At 68.6% G+C, this 19,492-nt stretch carries 12 protein-coding genes, 1 tRNA gene and 3 pseudogenes; all 16 read left to right on the forward strand.

Annotation, left to right across the window (positions count from 1 at the left end):
- The first annotated feature begins 4 nt into the window (after positions 1-4).
- The 16 genes and pseudogenes from ACJ7VY_RS06540 (at position 5) to lpxK (ending at position 19,331) form a co-directional block, all read left to right on the forward strand.
- Complete coding sequence (locus tag ACJ7VY_RS06540) at positions 5-1,516, forward strand: NADH-quinone oxidoreductase subunit M (protein ID WP_104938573.1); 1,512 nt, start codon at positions 5-7, stop codon at positions 1,514-1,516.
- Positions 1,517-1,553: 37 nt separating this feature from the next.
- Complete coding sequence (nuoN, locus tag ACJ7VY_RS06545) at positions 1,554-3,014, forward strand: NADH-quinone oxidoreductase subunit NuoN (RefSeq protein WP_104940172.1); 1,461 nt, start codon at positions 1,554-1,556, stop codon at positions 3,012-3,014.
- Positions 3,015-3,221: 207 nt separating this feature from the next.
- Positions 3,222-3,298: transfer RNA gene (locus tag ACJ7VY_RS06550), tRNA-Met, on the forward strand.
- 196 nt (positions 3,299-3,494) lie between these two features.
- Positions 3,495-4,085 (forward strand): ribosome maturation factor RimP, encoded by a 591-nt coding sequence (gene rimP, locus ACJ7VY_RS06555; RefSeq protein ID WP_054664883.1) that lies wholly within the window; start codon positions 3,495-3,497, stop codon positions 4,083-4,085.
- Between the two features lie 4 nt (positions 4,086-4,089).
- Positions 4,090-5,601, forward strand: a complete 1,512-nt coding sequence (gene nusA, locus ACJ7VY_RS06560; protein WP_161613139.1) for a transcription termination factor NusA — start codon at positions 4,090-4,092, stop codon at positions 5,599-5,601.
- A 95-nt stretch (positions 5,602-5,696) separates the two neighbouring features.
- Positions 5,697-6,231 (forward strand): annotated as a pseudogene (locus ACJ7VY_RS06565) (IF-2-associated domain-containing protein); the annotation flags it as partial.
- Positions 6,232-6,401: 170 nt separating this feature from the next.
- Positions 6,402-8,330 (forward strand): annotated as a pseudogene (gene infB, locus ACJ7VY_RS06570) (translation initiation factor IF-2); the annotation flags it as partial.
- Positions 8,331-8,405: 75 nt separating this feature from the next.
- The gene (gene rbfA, locus ACJ7VY_RS06575; protein WP_104938575.1) at positions 8,406-8,798 is read left to right on the forward strand and encodes a 30S ribosome-binding factor RbfA; all 393 of its coding nucleotides are present in this window, start codon (positions 8,406-8,408) and stop codon (positions 8,796-8,798) included.
- Positions 8,799-9,229: 431 nt separating this feature from the next.
- Complete coding sequence (gene truB / locus ACJ7VY_RS06580; protein WP_409476602.1) at positions 9,230-10,141, forward strand: tRNA pseudouridine(55) synthase TruB; 912 nt, start codon at positions 9,230-9,232, stop codon at positions 10,139-10,141.
- Positions 10,142-10,326: 185 nt separating this feature from the next.
- On the forward strand, positions 10,327-10,587 hold the full coding sequence (gene rpsO / locus ACJ7VY_RS06585) for a 30S ribosomal protein S15 (protein WP_104938577.1): 261 nt from the start codon (positions 10,327-10,329) through the stop codon (positions 10,585-10,587).
- Positions 10,588-10,733: 146 nt separating this feature from the next.
- Positions 10,734-12,842 carry a polyribonucleotide nucleotidyltransferase gene (gene pnp / locus ACJ7VY_RS06590; protein WP_104938578.1) on the forward strand — a complete coding sequence of 703 codons (2,109 nt, stop codon included), beginning with the start codon at positions 10,734-10,736 and terminating at the stop codon, positions 12,840-12,842.
- A 326-nt stretch (positions 12,843-13,168) separates the two neighbouring features.
- A pseudogene (locus ACJ7VY_RS06595) lies at positions 13,169-15,585 on the forward strand (ComEC/Rec2 family competence protein).
- Entirely contained in the window at positions 15,479-16,138 is a 660-nt protein-coding gene (locus ACJ7VY_RS06600) for a MotA/TolQ/ExbB proton channel family protein (protein WP_161613137.1), read from the forward strand. Before ACJ7VY_RS06595 ends, ACJ7VY_RS06600 begins: the two are co-directional and overlap by 107 nt.
- Before the next feature lie 6 nt (positions 16,139-16,144).
- On the forward strand, positions 16,145-16,567 hold the full coding sequence (locus ACJ7VY_RS06605; RefSeq protein ID WP_054664904.1) for an ExbD/TolR family protein: 423 nt from the start codon (positions 16,145-16,147) through the stop codon (positions 16,565-16,567).
- On the forward strand, positions 16,564-18,309 hold the full coding sequence (msbA, locus tag ACJ7VY_RS06610; RefSeq protein WP_409476603.1) for a lipid A export permease/ATP-binding protein MsbA: 1,746 nt from the start codon (positions 16,564-16,566) through the stop codon (positions 18,307-18,309). Before ACJ7VY_RS06605 ends, msbA begins: the two co-directional genes overlap by 4 nt.
- Positions 18,309-19,331 (forward strand): tetraacyldisaccharide 4'-kinase, encoded by a 1,023-nt coding sequence (gene lpxK, locus ACJ7VY_RS06615; protein ID WP_409476604.1) that lies wholly within the window; start codon positions 18,309-18,311, stop codon positions 19,329-19,331. Before msbA ends, lpxK begins: the two co-directional genes overlap by 1 nt.
- The last annotated feature ends 161 nt before the right edge of the window (positions 19,332-19,492 follow it).

Raw genomic sequence — 19,492 nt, forward strand, 5'->3', positions numbered from 1 at the left:
AGACGTGTCGAACTGGCCCCTACTCAGTATCCTCATCTGGCTGCCGATCCTCGGCGGTGCGTTGATTCTTGCCGTGCGCAACGCCCAGGCTGCCCGTTGGGCGTCCCTGGCGGTGGCACTGCTCACCTTCCTGTTGAGCCTCGGCCTGCTCACCGGCTATGACCGCACCGCCGCCGAGGTGATGCAGTTCGTCGAGCAGCATCCGTGGATTCCCGCCTACGGCATCGGCTACAACCTGGCGGTGGACGGCATCGCCATCGCGCTGGTGCTGCTGACCACCCTGGTGGGCGTGCTGGCGCTGGTCGGCGCCTGGGGCGTGATCGACAAGCGCGTCAACCAGTACGTGGCCGCCTTCCTGATCCTGGAAGGCGTGACGGTGGGCATCTTCGCCGCCACCGACGCGATGCTGTTCTACGTGTTCTTCGAAGCCATGCTGATCCCGATGTTCCTGATCATCGGTGTCTGGGGTGGCCCGCGCCGCATCTATGCCGCGCTGAAGTTCTTCCTCTACACCTTCCTCGGCTCGGTGTTGATGCTGGTGGCGCTGATCTACCTGTACATCAAGGGCGGCAGCTTCCAGCTGGCCGACCTGTACCAGCTGCAGCTGTCGGCCAGGGAGCAGACCTGGGTGTTCTTCGCGTTCCTGATCGCCTTCGCGGTCAAGGTGCCGATGTTCCCGGTGCACACCTGGCTGCCGGACGCCCACGTGGAAGCGCCGACCGCCGGTTCGGTGATCCTTGCGGCGATCGCGCTGAAGATCGGTGGCTACGGCTTCCTGCGCTTCAACCTGCCGATCGTGCCCGATGCCAGCCACGAGTGGGCCTGGCTGGTGATCGCGCTGTCGCTGGTGGCGGTGATCTACGTCGGCCTGGTGGCGCTGGTGCAGGACGACATGAAGAAGCTGGTGGCCTATTCCTCGGTCGCGCACATGGGCTTCGTGACCCTGGGTACGTTCACCGCGCTGTGGCTGGTGCGCGAGGCCGGCAACGCCGATGCCGCCCGCCTCGGCCTGCAGGGTGCGATGGTGCAGATGGTCTCGCACGGCTTCGTGTCCGGCGCGATGTTCTCCTGCATCGGCGTGCTCTACGACCGCCTGCACACCCGTCGCATCGCCGACTACGGCGGCGTGGCCAACGTGATGCCGTGGTTCGCTGCATTCGCGCTGCTGTTCTTCATGGCCAACTCCGGCCTGCCGGGCACCAGTGGTTTCGTCGGCGAGTTCATGGTGGTGCTGGCCAGCTTCCAGTGGGAGCCGCTGGTGGCGCTGGCTGCGGCCACCACGCTGATCATCGGCGCGGCGTATTCGCTGTGGCTGTACAAGCGCGTGTTCTTCGGCGAGGTGGGCAACGCCCACGTGGCCGAGATGAAGGACATCAACGGGCGCGAATGGCTGGTGCTGGGCGTGTTCGCGGTCGGTACGCTGGCGCTTGGCGTGTATCCGCGTCCGCTGACCGAACTGATGGAGCCCTCCATCGCCAAGCTGGCGATGCAGATCGCATCGAGCAAGCTGCTGTAAGCGGCCCCGTCGAGAGTATTGATTCCAGGATTTGATGATGACAACGCCGACGCTACTGCCGTTGACCGCCGCCGACCTCCCGCCGTTGCTGCCAGAACTGGTGGTGATCGGCGGGGCCTTCGCCCTGCTGATCCTCGACCTGTTCATCAGCAACCGCCACAAGGTCTGGACCCACTTCCTGTCGGTCGCCATCCTTGCCGTTGCTTTCGCCATGCTGCTTGGCGGCGTGGGCGGGCAGGGCGAGGTGTTCCATGGCATGTTCATCCGCGACAACGCCGCCGACGTCATGAAGACGGTGGTGGTGCTGGTCAGCGGCCTGACCCTGATCTATGGCTGGAGCTACCTGCGCGAGCGCAACCTGTACCAGGGCGAGATCGCGGTGCTGGTGCTGTTCGCCACCGCGGGCATGATGCTGCTGGTCTCCGCCGGCAGCCTGCTGATGGTCTATCTGGGCCTGGAGCTGCTGGCGCTGTGTTCCTATGCGCTGGTGGCCAGCAACCGCGACAACAAGCTGGCCGCCGAAGCGGGCATGAAGTACATCGTGCTCGGCTCGCTGGCCTCTGGCCTGCTGCTGTACGGCATGTCGCTGGTGTATGGCGCCACCGGTTCGCTGCACCTGGACGTGATCCATGCCGCCGCCACCCAGTCGGACGAGCGTGTGCTGCTGCTGACCGGCGCGGTGTTCATGGTCGCCGGCGTCGCCTTCAAGCTGGGTGCCGCGCCGTTCCACATGTGGCTGCCGGACGTCTACCAGGGTGCGCCGGCGCCGATCGCCCTGTTCATCAGTTCGGCCCCGAAGCTGGCGGCGTTCGGCATGGCCTATCGCCTGCTCGAAGCCGGCGTCGGCCCGTTGTCGAGCGAGCTGCAGTACGTGCTCGCCGGCCTTGCCGCGCTGTCGCTGGTGGTGGGTAACCTGATGGCCATCGCCCAGGTCAACCTCAAGCGCATGCTGGCCTATTCGACGGTCTCGCACATCGGCTTCCTGCTGATGGGCGTGGCCGGCGGCGGCGCCGCCGGCTATTCGTCGGCGATGTTCTACGCCGTGGCCTACGCGATCATGTCCACCGCCGCTTTCGGCGTGATCGTCGCGCTGTCGCGCTCGGGCTTCGAGGCCGAGAGCATCGACGACTTCAAGGGCCTGAATGCGCGCAATCCGTGGATGGCCGGGCTCATGCTGTGCGCCATGTTCTCGCTGGCCGGCATCCCGCCGTTCCTGGGCTTCTGGGCCAAGCTGGCGGTGCTGGGCGCGGCGGTCAACGGTGGCCTGCTGTGGCTGGTGATCCTGGGCGTGATCAGCGCGGTGGTGGGCTGCTTCTACTACCTGCGCGTGGTCAAGGTCATGTACTTCGACGAGCCGGTGGGCGAGCCGCTGCCGCGCAACAATGACCGTCTGCTGGGCATCGTGCTGGGCGTGAACTGCGTGGCGCTGCTGGTGCTGCCGGTTGCGCTGGGGCCGCTGCTGGCCTGGATGCGCAACGCATTTGCTCATTTGTCATAAAAAGCGATACAAAACGGCGCGATTCATGTAATATGCGCGCACTGAGTTGAGGGCGGTGCCAGCAAGCCGGTATCGCCAGGCCATCGCAGGATGGTCAGCCGGAACGTGGAGCGTTCCGGGTTTCAGCGGAATCCCCGGATTCCCTGAAACAATGAAGTAAAAAAGACTTGCGGTAACGGTCCAATTACTTCATAATTCCGCTTCTGCTGCGGGGTGGAGCAGTCTGGCAGCTCGTCGGGCTCATAACCCGAAGGTCGCAGGTTCAAATCCTGCCCCCGCTACCAGTTCCGGCCTTCTTCAACATCTGTTGTGGAAGGCTGAATCTGGGCTCGCAGGAACGATTGCTTCCGTTCCTGCAACCGGAATCCAGTCACCGGATTCATACCGGACAAAGGGCCCAGTCGGGCCCTTTGTTGTTTCCGCAAAACGAAAAGTCCGGCCGGTTCTTCCCGTTTCCCATTACCCAAATCAAGGCAGGCTGTGAGCGACAAGGCTACTGAAATCGCGAATCTGCTGGGTCCCACCGTGCAGGCGTTGGGCCTGGATCTGCTGGGCGCCGAGTATCTGCCGGCGCCGGGCGGCGCCACGCTGCGTCTGTACATCGACGTGCCGCTGGCCGAGCAGCCCGAACGTGTGGTCAACATCGACGACTGCGAGCGGGTGAGCCGCGAGGTCTCCGCGCAGCTGGACGTCGAGGATCCGATCAGCGGCAACTACACGCTGGAGGTGTCTTCCCCGGGCGTGGACCGGCCGCTGTTCACCCTGGAGCAGTTCGAGCGCCACCTGGGCGAGTCGGCCAAGGTCGGGCTGAAGCTGCCGCAGGAGAACCGGCGCCGCCTGCAGGGCGAGATCGCCGCGGTGGATGCCGATGCCGGCACCGTGACCTTCGTGGTCGATGGCAAGCCGTTCGTGGCGGCTTTCGACAATATCGACAAGGCGCGCATCATTCCGGACTGGGCCGCGCTTGGCCTGGCTCCGACCAAACCGACCGGCCCGGCCCCCAGGCAGGGGAGCGCGGCCAGGAACAAATCCAATAACGAAACCGCGGCCCGCAAGCCGCGCGCGGAGTAAGCCGATGAGCAAGGAACTTCTGCTGGTAGTCGACGCGGTCGCCAATGAGAAAGGCGTGCCGCGCGAAGTGATCTTCGATGCGATCGAGGCGGCGCTCGCCTCCGCGGCCAAGAAGCGCTATGTGGACCAGGACGTGCTCGCGCGCGTTTCGATCGACCACAAGGACGGCAGCTACGAGACTTTCCGCCGCTGGGAAGTCGTGGCCGACGACGTGGTGATGGAGTCGCCGGACCGCCAGATCCGCCTGATGGACGCGATCGAGGAGGCCGACGGCGTCGAGGTCGGCGACTATATCGAGGAGCAGATCGAGAACCCGGACTTCGGGCGCATCGCCGCGCAGGCCGCCAAGCAGGTGATCGTGCAGCGCGTGCGCGAGGCCGAGCGCCAGCAGGTCGTGGACGCGTGGAAGGACCGTGTCGGCGAGCTGGTGACCGGCGTGGTCAAGCGTGCCGAGCGCGGCAACATCTACGTCGACCTGGGCGGCAACGCCGAGGCGTTCATCCCCAAGGACAAGGGCATTCCGCGCGACGTGCTGCGCGCCGGCGACCGCGTGCGCGGTTACCTGGCCGAGGTGCGTTCGGAGCCGCGCGGCCCGCAGCTGTTCATCAGCCGCGCCGCCCCCGAGTTCATGATCGAGCTGTTCAAGCTGGAAGTGCCGGAAGTCGGCCAGGGGCTGGTCGAGATCAAGGCCTGCGCCCGCGACCCGGGTGACCGCGCCAAGATCGCGGTCATCGCCCACGACAGCCGCACCGATCCGATCGGCGCCTGCATCGGCATGCGCGGTTCGCGCGTGCAGGCGGTGAGCAACGAGCTCAACGGCGAGCGCGTGGACATCGTGCTGTGGAACGAGAACCCGGCTAATTTCGTCATCAACGCGATGGCGCCGGCCGAGGTGCAGTCCATCATCGTCGATGAGGAAAAGCACTCGATGGACCTGGCCGTGGCCGAAGAGCGCCTGGCCCAGGCGATCGGCAAGGGCGGCCAGAACGTGCGCCTGGCCAGCCGCCTGACCGGCTGGCAGCTCAACGTCATGACCCAGGACCAGGTCGCCGCCAAGTCGGAGGCCGAGCAGGCCGTCGCCCGCCAGCTGTTCATGGACAAGCTGGAAGTGGACGAGGAAATCGCCGGCATCCTGGTCAGCGAGGGCTTCAGCACCGTCGAGGAAATCGCCTACGTGCCGATCGGCGAGCTGCTGGCGGTGGAGGGCTTCGACGAGGACATCGTCGAGGAACTGCGCGCCCGTGCCCGCGACGCACTGCTCAACGAGGCGCTGGCGGTGGAAGAGGGCGCCGAGGAAGGCGTGCCGGCGGCGGACCTGCTGGCGCTGCCGGGCATGGACGAGGCCACGGCCTATGCGCTGGCCGGGAACGGCGTGCGCACCAGCGAGGACCTGTCGGACCTGGCGGCCGACGAAGTCCTGGAGTTCGGCATCGAGGGCATGGACCTGGAGCGCGCCGCGGCGCTGGTCCTGGCAGCCCGCGCCGAGGAGATCGCCCGTCTGGAGCGCGGCGAATGAGCCAGCGATGAACAGGGCCCTGAGCCGCTCAGGGCGTAGACTCCGCGCTGCCTTCGTCCGTATCGAGGGGGCGCCAACAAGATCATAGGATCCGAATGTCGCAGCAAACCACCATCCGCAAGCTCGCCCAACTGGTCAACACGCCGGTGGAGAAACTGCTGGAACAGCTGGCCCAGGCCGGCATGAAGTTCAGCGGTCCCGACCAGGTCGTGACCAGCGCCGAGAAAGTGAAGCTGCTCGGTTTCCTTCGCCGTTCCCACGGCAAGGACGAGCAGGTCGCCGACGAGGCTGACGCCGCGCCGAAGAAGATCACCCTGAGCCGCCGTACGCAGCAGGAAGTGACCGTCAACGCCGGCCGCAGCAAGACCACGGTCAACGTCGAGGTGCGCCAGAAGCGTACCTACGTCAAGCCGGCCGCCGGCGCGCCGATGGATGCGGATGCCGAGCGCGCCGAGATCCTGCGCAAGCTCGAGGAGTCGCGCCAGCGCAATCTCGAGGAGCAGCGCATGCTCGCCGAGAAGGACCGCGCGCGCGCCGAGCAGATCGCCCAGCAGAAGGCGGCCGAAGAGGCCGAGCGACTGCGTGCCGAGGCCGAGCGCAAGGCCGCCGAGGAGGCCGCGCAGGCCGCCAAGGCGCCGCCGCGCGCCGCCGAGGACGAGGATGACGAGCCGGTGGTGAAGAACGTGCGCCATGCGCCTTCGCCGAGCCGTCCGCACGCCGTGCGCGACGATCGCGCCGCGCATGCCAAGCCGGGCAGCAAGGCGCGTGGCCCGCAGTCGTCCGACGACAATGGCGGCAACCGCTTCGGCGGCCAGCTGCACCTGTCGCCGTCCGACCGCGCGCGCCGCGGCGGCAACAACAGCAATTCCCGCGGCCGTCCGGGCGCGCGCGCGCCGCAGGGCCGCCGTGGCGCCGAGCAGTCGCGCGGCGGTGGTGGCAACCATGGCTTCGAGCGTCCGACCGCGCCGGTCGTGCGCGAGGTCGCCATCGGCGACACCATCACCGTGGCCGACCTGGCGCAGAAGCTCGCGCTGAAGGGTGGCGAGGTGGTCAAGGCGCTGTTCAAGATGGGCGTGATGGCCACCATCACCCAGTCCATCGACCATGACACCGCGGCGCTGGTGACCGAGGAGCTCGGGCACAAGGCGGTACGTGCCGGCAACAACGATGCCGAGGACGCGCTGCTGGCCATCACCGATGCCGACCAGGGCGACGCCGTGCCGCGTCCGCCGGTGGTCACCATCATGGGCCACGTCGACCACGGCAAGACCTCGCTGCTGGATTACATCCGCCGCACCAAGGTCGCCAACGGCGAAGCCGGCGGCATCACCCAGCACATCGGCGCGTACCACGTGGAAACGCCCAAGGGCGTCATCAGCTTCCTCGACACCCCCGGCCATGCCGCGTTCACCTCGATGCGTGCCCGCGGTGCGCAGCTGACCGACGTGGTGGTGGTGGTGGTGGCGGCCGACGACGGCGTCATGCCGCAGACCCGCGAAGCCATCCAGCACGCCCGCGCGGCCAACGCGCCGATCGTGGTGGCGATCAACAAGATCGACAAGTCGTACGCCGATCCGATGCGGGTCAAGAACGAACTGCTCGCCGAGCAGGTCGTGGCCGAGGACTTCGGTGGCGACACCCAGATGGTGGAGATCTCGGCCAAGACCGGCCAGGGTATCGACGACCTGCTGGATGCGATTTCGCTGCAGGCCGAAGTGCTGGAGCTGAAGGCCGTGGCCGAAGGCCGCGCCAGCGGCGTGGTCATCGAATCCTCGCTGGACAAGGGCCGTGGCCCGGTCGCGACGGTGCTGGTGCAGCAGGGTCAGCTCAAGAAGGGCGACTACCTGGTGTGCGGCATCCAGTACGGCCGCGTGCGTGCGCTGTTCGACGAGACCGGCCGCCAGGTGGCCGAGGCCGGTCCGTCGATCCCGGTGCAGGTGCTGGGCCTGTCCGGCGTGCCGGATGCCGGCGACGACTTCGTGGTCGTCGACGACGAGCGCCTGGCCAAGGACGTGGCGCAGCAGCGTGAGACCAAGCGTCGCGAGTCGCGCCTGGTCGCCAGTGCCGGCAGCCGCATGGAAGACATCATGGCGCAGATGGGCAAGGGCGAAGGCCAGCAGGTGCTGAACCTGCTGATCAAGGCCGACGTCCAGGGTTCGGTGCAGGCGCTGAGCCAGTCGCTGGTGGGGCTGTCCAACGACGAGATCCGGATCAACGTGATCCACTCCGGCGTGGGCGGCATCACCGAATCGGACGCCAACTCGGCGGTGGCCTCCAAGGCCACGGTCATCGGCTTCAACGTGCGTGCGGACGCTTCGGCCCGTCGCATCATCGAATCCAACGGCGTCGACCTGCGCTACTTCTCGATCATCTATGACGTGATCGACCAGGTGAAGCAGGTGGCTTCGGGCCTGCTGGGCGTGGAAATCCGCGAAGAGATCATCGGTATCGCCGAGGTCCGCGACGTGTTCCGCAGCTCCAAGTTCGGCGCGGTCGCCGGCTGCATGGTGGTCGAGGGCGTGGTCAAGCGGAACAAGCCGATCCGCGTGCTGCGCGACAGCGTGGTGGTGTTCGAGGGCGAACTGGAATCGCTGCGCCGCTTCAAGGAGAACGTGGACGAGGTCCGCAACGGTACCGAGTGCGGTATCGGCGTGAAGGCCTACAACGACGTCAAGGCGGGCGACCAGATCGAGTGCTTCGAGCGCATCGAAGTGCCGCGCACCCTGTAATGACGCCGTACCGGCCGGCCCGCGCGACGCGGGCCGGCCGCGTTTTCCCCGCAACAACCAGACGAGCGAGATTCCGTGCCCAAGACTTTCCACCGTACCGACCGAGTTTCCGCGCAGATCCGCCGTGATCTGGGCACGCTGGTGCATGCCGCCGTGCGCGAGCATGGCCTGCCATCGGTCAGTGTCTCGGACGTGGAGGTCACCCGCGACATGGCCCATGCCAAGGTGTTCGTCACCGCGCTGATGCCGGAGCGTTCGGTCGAGGCGGTCAAGGGCCTGCGCGAACTGGCCGGCGAGCTGCGCATGGGCCTGGCCCGGGCGATGAAGCTGCGCCACGTGCCCGAGCTGCATTTCCATTACGACGATTCGGTGGACCGCGGCGAACGCATCGACAACCTGCTGCGCGACCTGCCGGATGTGCAGTCGGCGCAGCCCGGCACCGATGGCGAGGAAGGCGAGAAGGCCTGAGCGTTCGAGCGTGTGTCTTCTCCCGGCGGTAAGTGTCCTCCGAGGGATGGATGCGAGCGAGGCGGGCGGGGGGCGGACCGCCGTGTTTCGCGGCCGCGGCAGCCCATGGCGCAAGCGGCTGGTTCCGTTCACGCGCAAGGAGCGGGTAGCTTTTCTTCGCCAGTGCAGAGACAGAGGGTCCAGAGCGGTGCTCTGCCATTGCTGGCTGGCAAGCACGCCCTGCCAGCGCGCCCGGCGTGTTGCGCGCCACGGGCCGCTGCGCCAAATGGGATTGCCCGCCGGGACATCCGTGTCTCTTCCAGAACCGGCGCCATCCCTGCGTGCCGGCCAGCGGGTTTGTCCGCGGCTGGGCTGCTGCGGAAGGACGCCCCAAGATCCAAGGCCGCAAGGCCACTGCAACCGCAGCAACAAGGCAGACCGAGGCAGAACTAATGCGTCCCCGTATCCAATTCCGCCGCCTGGATGGCATCGTCCTGCTCGACAAGCCTGCCGGCATGAGCTCCAACATCGCGCTGCAGGTGGCACGGCGGCTGTTCCGTACCGAGAAGGGCGGGCATACCGGCAGTCTCGACCCGCTGGCCACCGGGCTGCTGCCGTTGTGCTTCGGCGAGGCGACCAAGATCGCCGGCCTGCTGCTGGGCTCGGCCAAGGCCTATGACGCGCAGATCGCGCTGGGCACGACCACCGATACCGACGATGCCGACGGTGCGGTGTTGCGGCAGCGTCCGGTCCCGGCGCTCGACCCGCAGGCGCTGCGCCAGGCGCTGGCGCCGCTGATCGGGCACATCCGCCAGCGCGCCCCGATCTACTCGGCGCTGAAGCAGGGCGGCGAGCCGCTGTATGTGAAGGCGCGCCGCGGCGAGGCCATCGAAGCGCCCGAACGCGAGGTCCACGTGCAGGCGATCGAGGTCCTGGACCAGCAACCTGAATGGCTGCGGCTGCGGGTGACCTGCGGTTCGGGCACCTATATCCGCAGCATCGCCCGTGACCTGGGCGAAGCGTTGGGCTGCGGCGCCCACATCACCGCACTGCGGCGGCTGTGGGTGGAGCCGTTCCTGGCGCCGCGCATGATCGGCCTGGACGCGCTGCGCGAGCTGGCCGAAGCCGGTGACGACGCGGCGCTGTTGGAATGGCTGCTGCCGCTGGAGGCGGGGCTGGGCCATTTCGGCCGGGTCGAGCTGGATGCCCCGCGTGCGCAGCGCTTCTGCATGGGCCAGCGCCTGCGGGATCCGGCGTGGCCGCGCGGACAGGTGGCGGTGTTCGCCGACGACGGCAAGGCCCTGGGGCTGGGGCAGGTGGATGCGGCCGGCATGCTGGCGCCGCAACGCCGTTTCAACCTCTGACCCGTCGCGCCCGGCAGGGGCGCCGATACAGGTTGCGCCTTGTGGCCGCAGGCGCGGATCGTTACAATTCTGCGGCCCTTTGCCGGGCACCGGTCCGCCGTCGGCGGGCCGCCTTCCTTAAACGGCGAGCTGCGCGGTGCGTCATCAGCACGTTCCTGCCGGCCACGCATCCAGAGAAAACAATCATGTCGATCGACACCCAGAAAGTTATTGAAGACAACAAGCGCGGCGCCAACGACACCGGTTCGCCGGAAGTCCAGGTGGCCCTGCTGACCGCCCGCATCGAGCAGCTGACCGAACACTTCAAGGTCCACAAGAAGGACCACCACAGCCGCCGCGGCCTGCTGCAGCTGGTCAACCGCCGCCGCAGCCTGCTCGACTACCTGAAGAAGAAGGACGTCGAGCGCTACAAGGGCCTGATCGAAAAGCTTGGCCTGCGTCGCTAAGCAACAATCCCCCCGCGGCGCAGCGATGCGCCGCGGTTTTGTTTTTGCAGTTCAGCAACATCTCCAGGGCCGGAACTCCGGCCGCCCGCCGGTGACAAGGGTCGCCGACGGTCCATTCGCAGACAGCATCCCCAAGGACACCCTCCGTGGCAAAAATCACCAAAACCTTCCAGTACGGCAAGCACACCGTCACGCTTGAGACCGGCGAAGTCGCCCGCCAGGCCAGCGGCGCCGTCATCGTCAAGATGGACGACACCGTGCTGCTGGTCACTGCCGTCGCCGCCAAGAGCGCGCGCGAAGGCCAGGACTTCTTCCCGCTGACCGTTGATTACCAGGAAAAGTTCTACGCCGGTGGCCGCATCCCGGGTGGCTTCTTCAAGCGCGAAGGCCGCGCCACGGAGAAGGAAACGCTGATCTCGCGCCTGATCGACCGTCCGATCCGCCCGCTGTTCCCGGAAGACTACAAGAACGAAGTGCAGATCATCGCCACGGTGATGTCGCTGAACCCGGAAGTGGACGGTGACATCCCGGCCCTGATCGGCGCCTCGGCGGCGCTGGCACTGGCCGGCACCCCGTTCAAGGGCCCGATCGGCGCCGCCAAGGTCGGCTACAAGAACGGCGAGTACATCCTCAACCCGACCGTGTCGGAGCTGAAGGAATCGCAGCTGGAACTGGTCGTTGCCGGTACCGCCAACGCCGTGCTGATGGTCGAGTCCGAGGCCGCGCTGCTGTCCGAGGACGTGATGCTGGGCGCGGTGACCTTCGGCCACCGCGAGATGCAGAAGGTCATCAACGCGATCAACGAACTGACCGTCGAAGCCGGCACGAAGCCGAGCGACTGGGTCGCCCCGGCCAAGAACGAGGCGCTGATCTCGGCGCTGAAGGAAGCCATCGGCGGCAAGCTGGCCGACGCCTTCCAGGTGCGCGACAAGCTGCAGCGCCGCGACGCCATCGCCGCGATCAAGAAGGACGTGACCGAGCAGCTGGCCGGCCGCGTCGCCGCCGAGGGCTGGAACCCGGCCGAACTGGCCAAGGAGTTCGGCGAGCTCGAGTACCGCACCATGCGTGATTCGGTGCTGGACACCAAGGTCCGCATCGACGGCCGTGCCCTGGACACCGTGCGCCCGATCACCGTCAAGGCCGGCGTGCTGCCGCGTACCCACGGTTCGGCGCTGTTCACCCGCGGCGAGACCCAGGCCATCGTGGTCACCACCCTGGGCACCGCCCGCGACGGCCAGATCATCGATGCCGTCTCCGGCGAGTACAAGGAAAACTTCCTGTTCCATTACAACTTCCCGCCGTACTCGGTGGGTGAGTGCGGCCGTTTCGGCGCGCCGAAGCGTCGCGAGATCGGCCACGGCCGCCTGGCCAAGCGCGGCGTGCTGGCGGTGATGCCGACCATCGAGGAATTCCCGTACACCATCCGCGTGGTGTCGGAGATCACCGAATCCAATGGTTCCTCGTCGATGGCCTCGGTGTGCGGCTCCTCGCTGGCGCTGATGGATGCCGGCGTGCCGGTCAAGGCGCCGGTGGCGGGTATCGCCATGGGCCTGGTGAAGGAAGACGACCGTTTCGTCGTGCTGAGCGACATCCTGGGTGACGAAGACCACCTGGGCGACATGGACTTCAAGGTCGCCGGTACCTCCGAAGGCGTGTCCGCGCTGCAGATGGACATCAAGATCGAAGGCATCACCGAAGAGATCATGAAGCAGGCGCTGGAGCAGGCCAAGGCCGGCCGCCTGCACATCCTCGGCGAGATGGCCAAGGCGCTGACCGCGCCGCGCGAGGAGCTGAGCGATTACGCGCCGCGCCTGCTGACCATCAAGATCCACCCGGACAAGATCCGCGAAGTGATCGGCAAGGGCGGTTCGGTGATCCAGGCGATCACCAAGGAAACCGGCACCCAGATCGACATCCAGGACGACGGCACCATCACCATCGCCTCGGTGAACAACGCCGCCGCGCAGGAAGCCAAGCGCCGCATCGAGCAGATCACCTCGGACGTCGAGCCGGGCCGCATCTACGAAGGCAAGGTCGCCAAGATCATGGACTTCGGTGCGTTCGTCACCATCCTGCCGGGCAAGGACGGCCTGGTGCACGTCTCGCAGATTTCCAGCGAGCGCGTGGAGAAGGTCGGCGACAAGCTGAAGGAAGGCGACGTGGTCAAGGTCAAGGTGCTGGAAGTGGACAAGCAGGGCCGCATCCGCCTGTCGATGAAGGCCGTCGAGGAAGGCGAGGGCACCCCGGCCGAATAAGCCCGGGTACCTGTGCTGCATCCGGAAAAGCGGGCCTCTGGCCCGCTTTTCTTTTGCGTGGTTTCCGCGGCGGCGTTCTCCTGCAGGGCCGGCGCTGCGGGCTGGCCCAAGCCACGGCACGGCATTTCCTGCATCGTGGATGCGTGACCGGCCTACGGCGGGCGCGCCATCGCCCGGGCAGCATGGGGGCGGGCTGGCGGAAGGGGGGGTGGGCCGTGTGCAAGCGACGCCGCGACTGGATTCGGGCGCTGCGCCCTGCCACCGGTACGCGGGCTTGCCCGCGCTTGGGCAAGGCTGCCGCGGCCTGCTTCCTGGCCGGCGTCGGCATGGTGCTGTGGATGCCGGGGTTGCCGCCGCCCGGGGTGCGCTGGAGCGTGCTGCTGGCCGGGCTGGCACTCTGGGCGGCGGGCCGTGCACCGTGCTGTGGGGCGTTGCTGGCAGGGGCCGGCTGGGCGGCGCTGCAGGCCGGCTGGGCGCTGCAGGCGCAGTTGCCGCCGGCGCTGGAGCGCAGCGTGGTGTCCGTCGCCGGCACCGTGGCGTCGCTGCCGGAAGTGGAGTCCAGGCGGACGCGCTTCCGGTTCCGGGTCGATGGCGACGCGGCCCAGCCTGACGCACTGCGCGGACGGCTGCTGCAGTTGGCCTGGTACGACGATTTCGGGAGCACCCAACCGGGCCCCCGGTTGGCGCTGCAGGCCGGCGCCCGCTGGCGGTTCCAGGTGCGGGTGCGGGCCCCCCGCGGGCTCGCCAACCCCGGCGGGTTCGACGCCGAGCGCAATGCATTGGCGCGGCGGATCGCCGCTACCGGGCTGGTGGTGAGCGGCAGCGGGCGGCGACTGGCGCCCCCGCGTGGGATCGATGCCTGGCGCGAACGCATCGCCGGGCGGATCGACGCCGCCATCGAAACCCCGGCCTCGCGCTACGTACGGGCCCTGGCCGTGGGCGATACCCGGGCGCTGGACGAGGGCGATTGGCACATGCTGCGCGCCACCGGCCTGACCCACCTGATCGCGATTTCAGGCTTCCACGTCGGCATGGTCGCCGGCTTCGTCGCCCTGGCCGCCTCCGCGGCCTGGTGGTTGCTTCCCTGGCTGGGGCGGTATTGCCCGCGTTCCCATGCCGCGGCCCTCGCCGCGGTGGCCGGGGCCGTCGGCTACGCGGCCGTGGCCGGTTTCGCCCTGCCCACGGTGCGCACGGTGCTGATGGTGGCGGTGGTGGCACTGGCCAGGCTGTGGCGCCGCCCGGCCAGCGTTTTCGGTGCGCTGGCGCTCGCCGCGCTGCTGGTGCTCGGCTGGGATCCGCTGGCGATGCTGACCGCCGGGTTCTGGCTGAGCTTCGCCGGCGTGGCCTGGCTGGCCTGGTGCCTTCCGGAACGCATGCACTGGCTGGGTGGCTTCCTGTCCGCGCAGTCGGTGGCAACGATAGGGCTGTTGCCGCTGACCGCGGTGCTGTTCGACCAGGCCTCGCTTGCCGGCCCGCTGGCGAATCTGCTGGCGATCCCGTGGTGGAGTCTGGTGGTGGTGCCGTTGGCACTGTTGGGGACGGGGCTGGAGGCGCTGCTGGCGGGGGCCGGCAGCGGGCCGTGGCGCGCCTCGGCCTGGTGCTTCGAGCTGAGCTGGTCCGCGCTGTCGTGGCTGGGGGGCAGCCGCTTCGCCCTGTGGTGGCTGCCGGAGGCGGCCGGTCCCGCGCTGCCGCTCGCGCTGGCCGGCGCGGGCTGGCTGCTGCTGCCGCGTGCGATCCCGGGCAAATCACTGGCACTGCTGCTGTGGTTGCCGCTGCTGTGGCCGGGGCGTGAGCTTCCGCGGCATGGCGAGGTCGAGCTGGTGCTGCTCGACGTCGGCCAGGGGCTGTCGGTGCTGGTGCGTACCCGCGGCCACCGCCTGCTCTATGACGCCGGGCCGGCGGTGCGCGACGGTTTCGACGCCGGCGCGCGGGTGGTGGTGCCGGCGCTGCGCGCCCTGGGCGTGGGGCGGCTCGATGCGGTGGTCGTCAGCCATGGCGACAACGATCACGCCGGCGGCATCGCCGCCGTCCGCGCGGCGCTACCGGTCATGGCCTGGCATGCGCCGCCGGGCATGCAGCCGTCGATACCGTCACGTGATTGCGTCGCCGGCCTGCGCTGGCAGTGGGATGGCGTGCAGTTCGAATACCTGCATCCGCCTGCCGGCTTTCCCTACCTGCGCAACGAATCCAGTTGCGTGCTGCGGATACGTTCCGCTCATGGCGCGATGCTGCTGGCAGGGGATATCGGCGAGGTCATCGAGGCCGGCCTGGTGCGTCGGCAGCGCCCGGCGCTGCGGGCCGAGGTGGTCGTGGCCCCGCACCATGGCAGCGCCGGCTCGTCCCGGCCGGGATTCGTGGCGGCCACCGGGGCGCGCCTGGTGCTGCTGTCGGCCGGGCACGGCAACCGTTTCGGCCATCCGCGGGCGGAGGTGGTCGAGCGCTGGCGGGGGGCGGGGGCCGAGGTGCTGGCGACGCCGGCGAGCGGCGCGGTCAGGGTCTGGCTGGGGGCGCAGGGCCTGCAGGTGCGCGAGCGCCGGCCGTGGCGTCGTCGCCTGTGGGATGCTGCTGGGCGGGCGCGGGCGGCTGTTATCCTATCGGCGGATGAAAAGACGGCTGTCGTGCCGGAGGGTTGAAACGTGTGGGAACTGGTCAAGGCCGGCGGTTGGCCGATGGTGCCGCTGCTGCTGTTGGGCGTACTGGCTTTGGCGATTGTCCTGGAGCGCTTCTGGAGCCTGCGGCGTAACGAGGTGCTGCCGCCGGGGCTGGGGCAGGAGGTGCGCAACTGGGCCGCGCGCGGCAAGCTGGACGCTTCCCACATCGAATCGCTGCGCGCGAACTCGCCGCTGGGCGCGCTGCTGGCCGCGGCGCTGGAAGCCCGCAACCGCCCGCGCGACCAGATCCGCGAGCGCATCGAGGACACCGGCCGCCACCTGGTGCACCGGATGGGGCGTTACCTCAACGCGCTGGGTACCATCGCATCGGCCGGCCCGCTGCTTGGCCTGCTCGGCACGGTGATCGGCATGATCCAGATGTTCCTGGGCATCCTCGACCATGGCGTGGGCGACGTGAACCAGCTGGCCGGCGGTATCGGCAAGGCCCTGGTGTGCACCGCCACCGGCATGATCGTGGCCATCCCCGCGCTGATGTTCCACCGCTATTTCCGCGCGCGCGTGGACGGTTACGTGATCGAGATGGAACACGAAGCCGGCGCGCTGCTGGATACCCTGGACGGCCGCCCTGCGGTGATGGCCGCGGCCAAGCCGGCCGCGCAGGCAGCGGCAGTGGCCAAGGCCTGACCCCGCATGCGCATCCGCAACGACCGGGCCCAGGAAGAGCCGCATATCGATCTGGTGCCGCTGATCGACGTGATCCTGGTGCTGATCATCTTCTTCGTGGTCACCACCACCTTCGACGCACGCTCCACCCTGCAGGTGCAGCTGCCGACCGCCAGCGACCAGCGCAATGCCGAGCCGCCGCGCTCGCTCAGCGTGCTGGTCAATGCCGATGGCCGTTATTTCATCAACGACCGCGAGGTGCTGCGCACCGACGTGGAATCGGTGAAGCGGACCATCGTCCAGGTCGCCGGCGATGACCGCGGGCAGACCGTGCTGCTGCGTGCCGACGCGCGCACGCCGTACCAGGCGGTGGTCACCGTGCAGGACGCCCTGGGGCAGCTCGGCTTCCGCCGCATCGCCATCGCCACGGCACCGGAGGTGCAGCGATGAGCCTCAGCGAAACACCCTGGCAGACCTACCGGCGCCTGTTGGGGTTCGCGCAGCCCTACCGCGGGCTGCTGATGATGGCCGCACTGGGCATGCTGATCGAGGCCGCGGCCGGTGGTGGCTTCCTCATGCTGATGAGCCCCATCACCAACAACCTGGTGAATCCGAAGGACATCAACGGGTGGATGCCGCTGGCCATCATCGGCCTGTTCTTGCTGCGCGGCATCGCCGGTTACCTGACCGACATCGGCATGGGCAGGGCCGCGCGCAGCATCGCCCGCGACCTGCGCGTGCGGGTGCTGGACAAATACCTGCACCTGCCCGGACTGCAGTTCGATACCGAGCCGGTGCCGTCGATGCTGGTGCGGCTCGGCTCGGACAGCGACCAGGTGGCGCAGGCCGCGGTCGACGCCATGAAGGTGGTGCTGCAGCAATCCCTGCAGGTGCTGGTCTCGCTGGCGGCGATGCTGTGGTACAGCTGGCAGGTGACGCTGGCGATCTTCGTGCTGGCGCCGCCGCTGGCGTGGGTGATGAACAAGGTGGCCAAGCGCTACCGGCGCATCAGCCACCGCATCCAGGAAAGTGGCGCGGAACTGCTGCAGGCCGCGGACCAGACCCTGTCCAGCCACCAGGAGGTGAAGATCTACGGTGCGCAGCGCAGCGAGCTGGCGCGCTACGGCGGCCTGGCCGACACCAACCTGAAGCTGGCGATGAAGGTGGAAGCCACGCGCAGCATCTCCTCGGCGATGGTGCAGTTGATCGGTGCGGTCGGCCTGGCGTCGCTGCTGCTGATCGCCGGCCACGAGGCCGCCGCCGGGCGCCTGTCGGTGGGCAACTTCGTGTCGATGATGCTGGCGATGATGACGATCATCCCCGCGCTCAAGCAGCTGACCAACGTGCAGAACATGACCCAGCGCGGCATCGCCTCGGCGCAGCGCCTGTTCGTGGTGCTCGATGCCCAGGATGAGCCGGACGCGGGCACGCGCGGGCTGCAGCGGGCCGAGGGCCTGCTGGAATTCCGCGACGTCACCGCGCGCTACCCGGGCCAGGCCCGGCCGGCGATGGAGGGCGTCAGTTTCGTCGCCCGTCCCGGTACCGTGACGGCGATCGTCGGCCGCTCGGGCAGCGGCAAGTCGACCCTGATCAAGTTGATTCCGCGTTTCTACGAGCCCGAGTCCGGGCAGATCCTGCTCGATGGACATCCCGTGCAGGAGTACCGCCTGGCCGACCTGCGCCGGCAGATCGCGCTGGTCGGGCAGCAGGTTGTGCTGTTCGATGGCAGCATCGCCCAGAACATCGCCTACGGCGAACTGCAGGGCCGCAGCGCCGAGCAGCTGGAACAGGCCATCGCCGGCGCCAACGCGCGCGAATTCGTCGACCAGCTGCCGCAGGGCGTGGATGCCCAGGTCGGCGCCAAGGGCGGGCGCCTGTCCGGCGGCCAGCGCCAGCGCCTGGCGATCGCCCGCGCCATGCTCAAGGATGCGCCGATCCTGATCCTGGACGAGGCCACCGCGGCACTGGACAACGAGTCCGAACGGCTGGTGCAGGATGCGCTGCAGCGGTTGATGCCCGACCGCACCACGCTGGTGATCGCGCACCGCCTTTCCACCATCGAACACGCCGACCAGGTGCTGGTGATGGACCAGGGGCGGATCGTCGAGCGCGGCACCCACCAGGAGCTGCTGGCGCTGGGCGGGCTGTACGAACACCTCTACCGGATGCAGTTCCGGGAAAGGCAGGTCTGATGGCCGGCAAGGGAACGCAGACGCCGCCATGGTGGTATGACGGCGCCCCGGTGCCGTGGACGGCCCGCCTGCTGGCGCCGCTGTACGCCGCGGTTGCCGGCCTGCGCCGCGGGCTATACCGCCGCGGCTGGCTGCGCGGCCGCCAGGTGCCGGTGCCGGTGATCGTGGTCGGCAACATCACCGCCGGCGGCACCGGCAAGACGCCGCTGACCATCGCACTGGTCGAGCGCCTGCGCGAGGCGGGCTGGAAGCCGGGCGTGGCCAGCCGCGGTTACGGCCGCGACGACGCCGGCAGCGCCCGCTGGATCACCCCGGAACTGGCGCCGGAACTGGCCGGCGACGAGCCGCTGCTGATCGCCTGGAAGACGGGCGTGCCGGTACGCGTGGACCGGGATCGCGTCGCCGCGGCGCGGGCGCTGCTCGAGGCCGGCTGCGACGTGGTGGTCTGCGACGACGGCCTGCAGCACTACCGGCTGGCGCGCGACATCGAGATCGAAGTGGTCGATGCGCAGCGGCGCTACGGCAACGGCCTGCTGATGCCGGCCGGCCCGCTGCGTGAACCGGTGGCGCGGGCGCGCGACTGCGATTTCCGGGTGGTCAACCTGGGCCAGGCCAGCGATGCCGGTGAGGTCCAGCCGGGCGCCGGGTTCGGTGAATGGACGATGCGCCTGCGCATCGACAGCGCCCGCCCGCTGCGTGGCGGGCGCGAGCGTTCGCTGCAGGGTTTCGCCGGGCAGCGGGTGCATGCCGTGGCCGGCATCGCCCATCCGCAGCGCTTCTTCCAGATGCTGCGCACCCGCGGCATCGGCGTGGTGCCGCATGCGTTCGCCGACCACCACCGCTACCAGGCATCGGACCTGTCCTTCGGCAGCGAGCTGCCGGTGCTGATGACCGAGAAGGACGCGGTGAAGTGCAAGGCGTTCGCCACCGACTGGCACTATGCGGTGCCGTTGCAGGCCGAACTGCCCGCGGCGTTCTGGGTCGCGCTGCTGGACCGCCTGGGCAAGCTGGCGCGGGCGTGATGCGTGCGCCGCGCGCGGCGGCGCCGGTGCAGGCCGCCGGCGGGCAGGGCTGGCGTGCGCGGCAAATGCGAACCCGGTCGAAGCCTGGCCATGCGGGCGTACGCCGCGGCGGTGGCAACCCTTATCCTCAGCGGCGATCTCCGTCCCCGCGCGGGCATGCG

Origin of the sequence: Stenotrophomonas sp. Y-13 (genome assembly GCF_046267925.1) — a bacterium.
Lineage (GTDB): Bacteria > Pseudomonadota > Gammaproteobacteria > Xanthomonadales > Xanthomonadaceae > Stenotrophomonas > Stenotrophomonas acidaminiphila_A.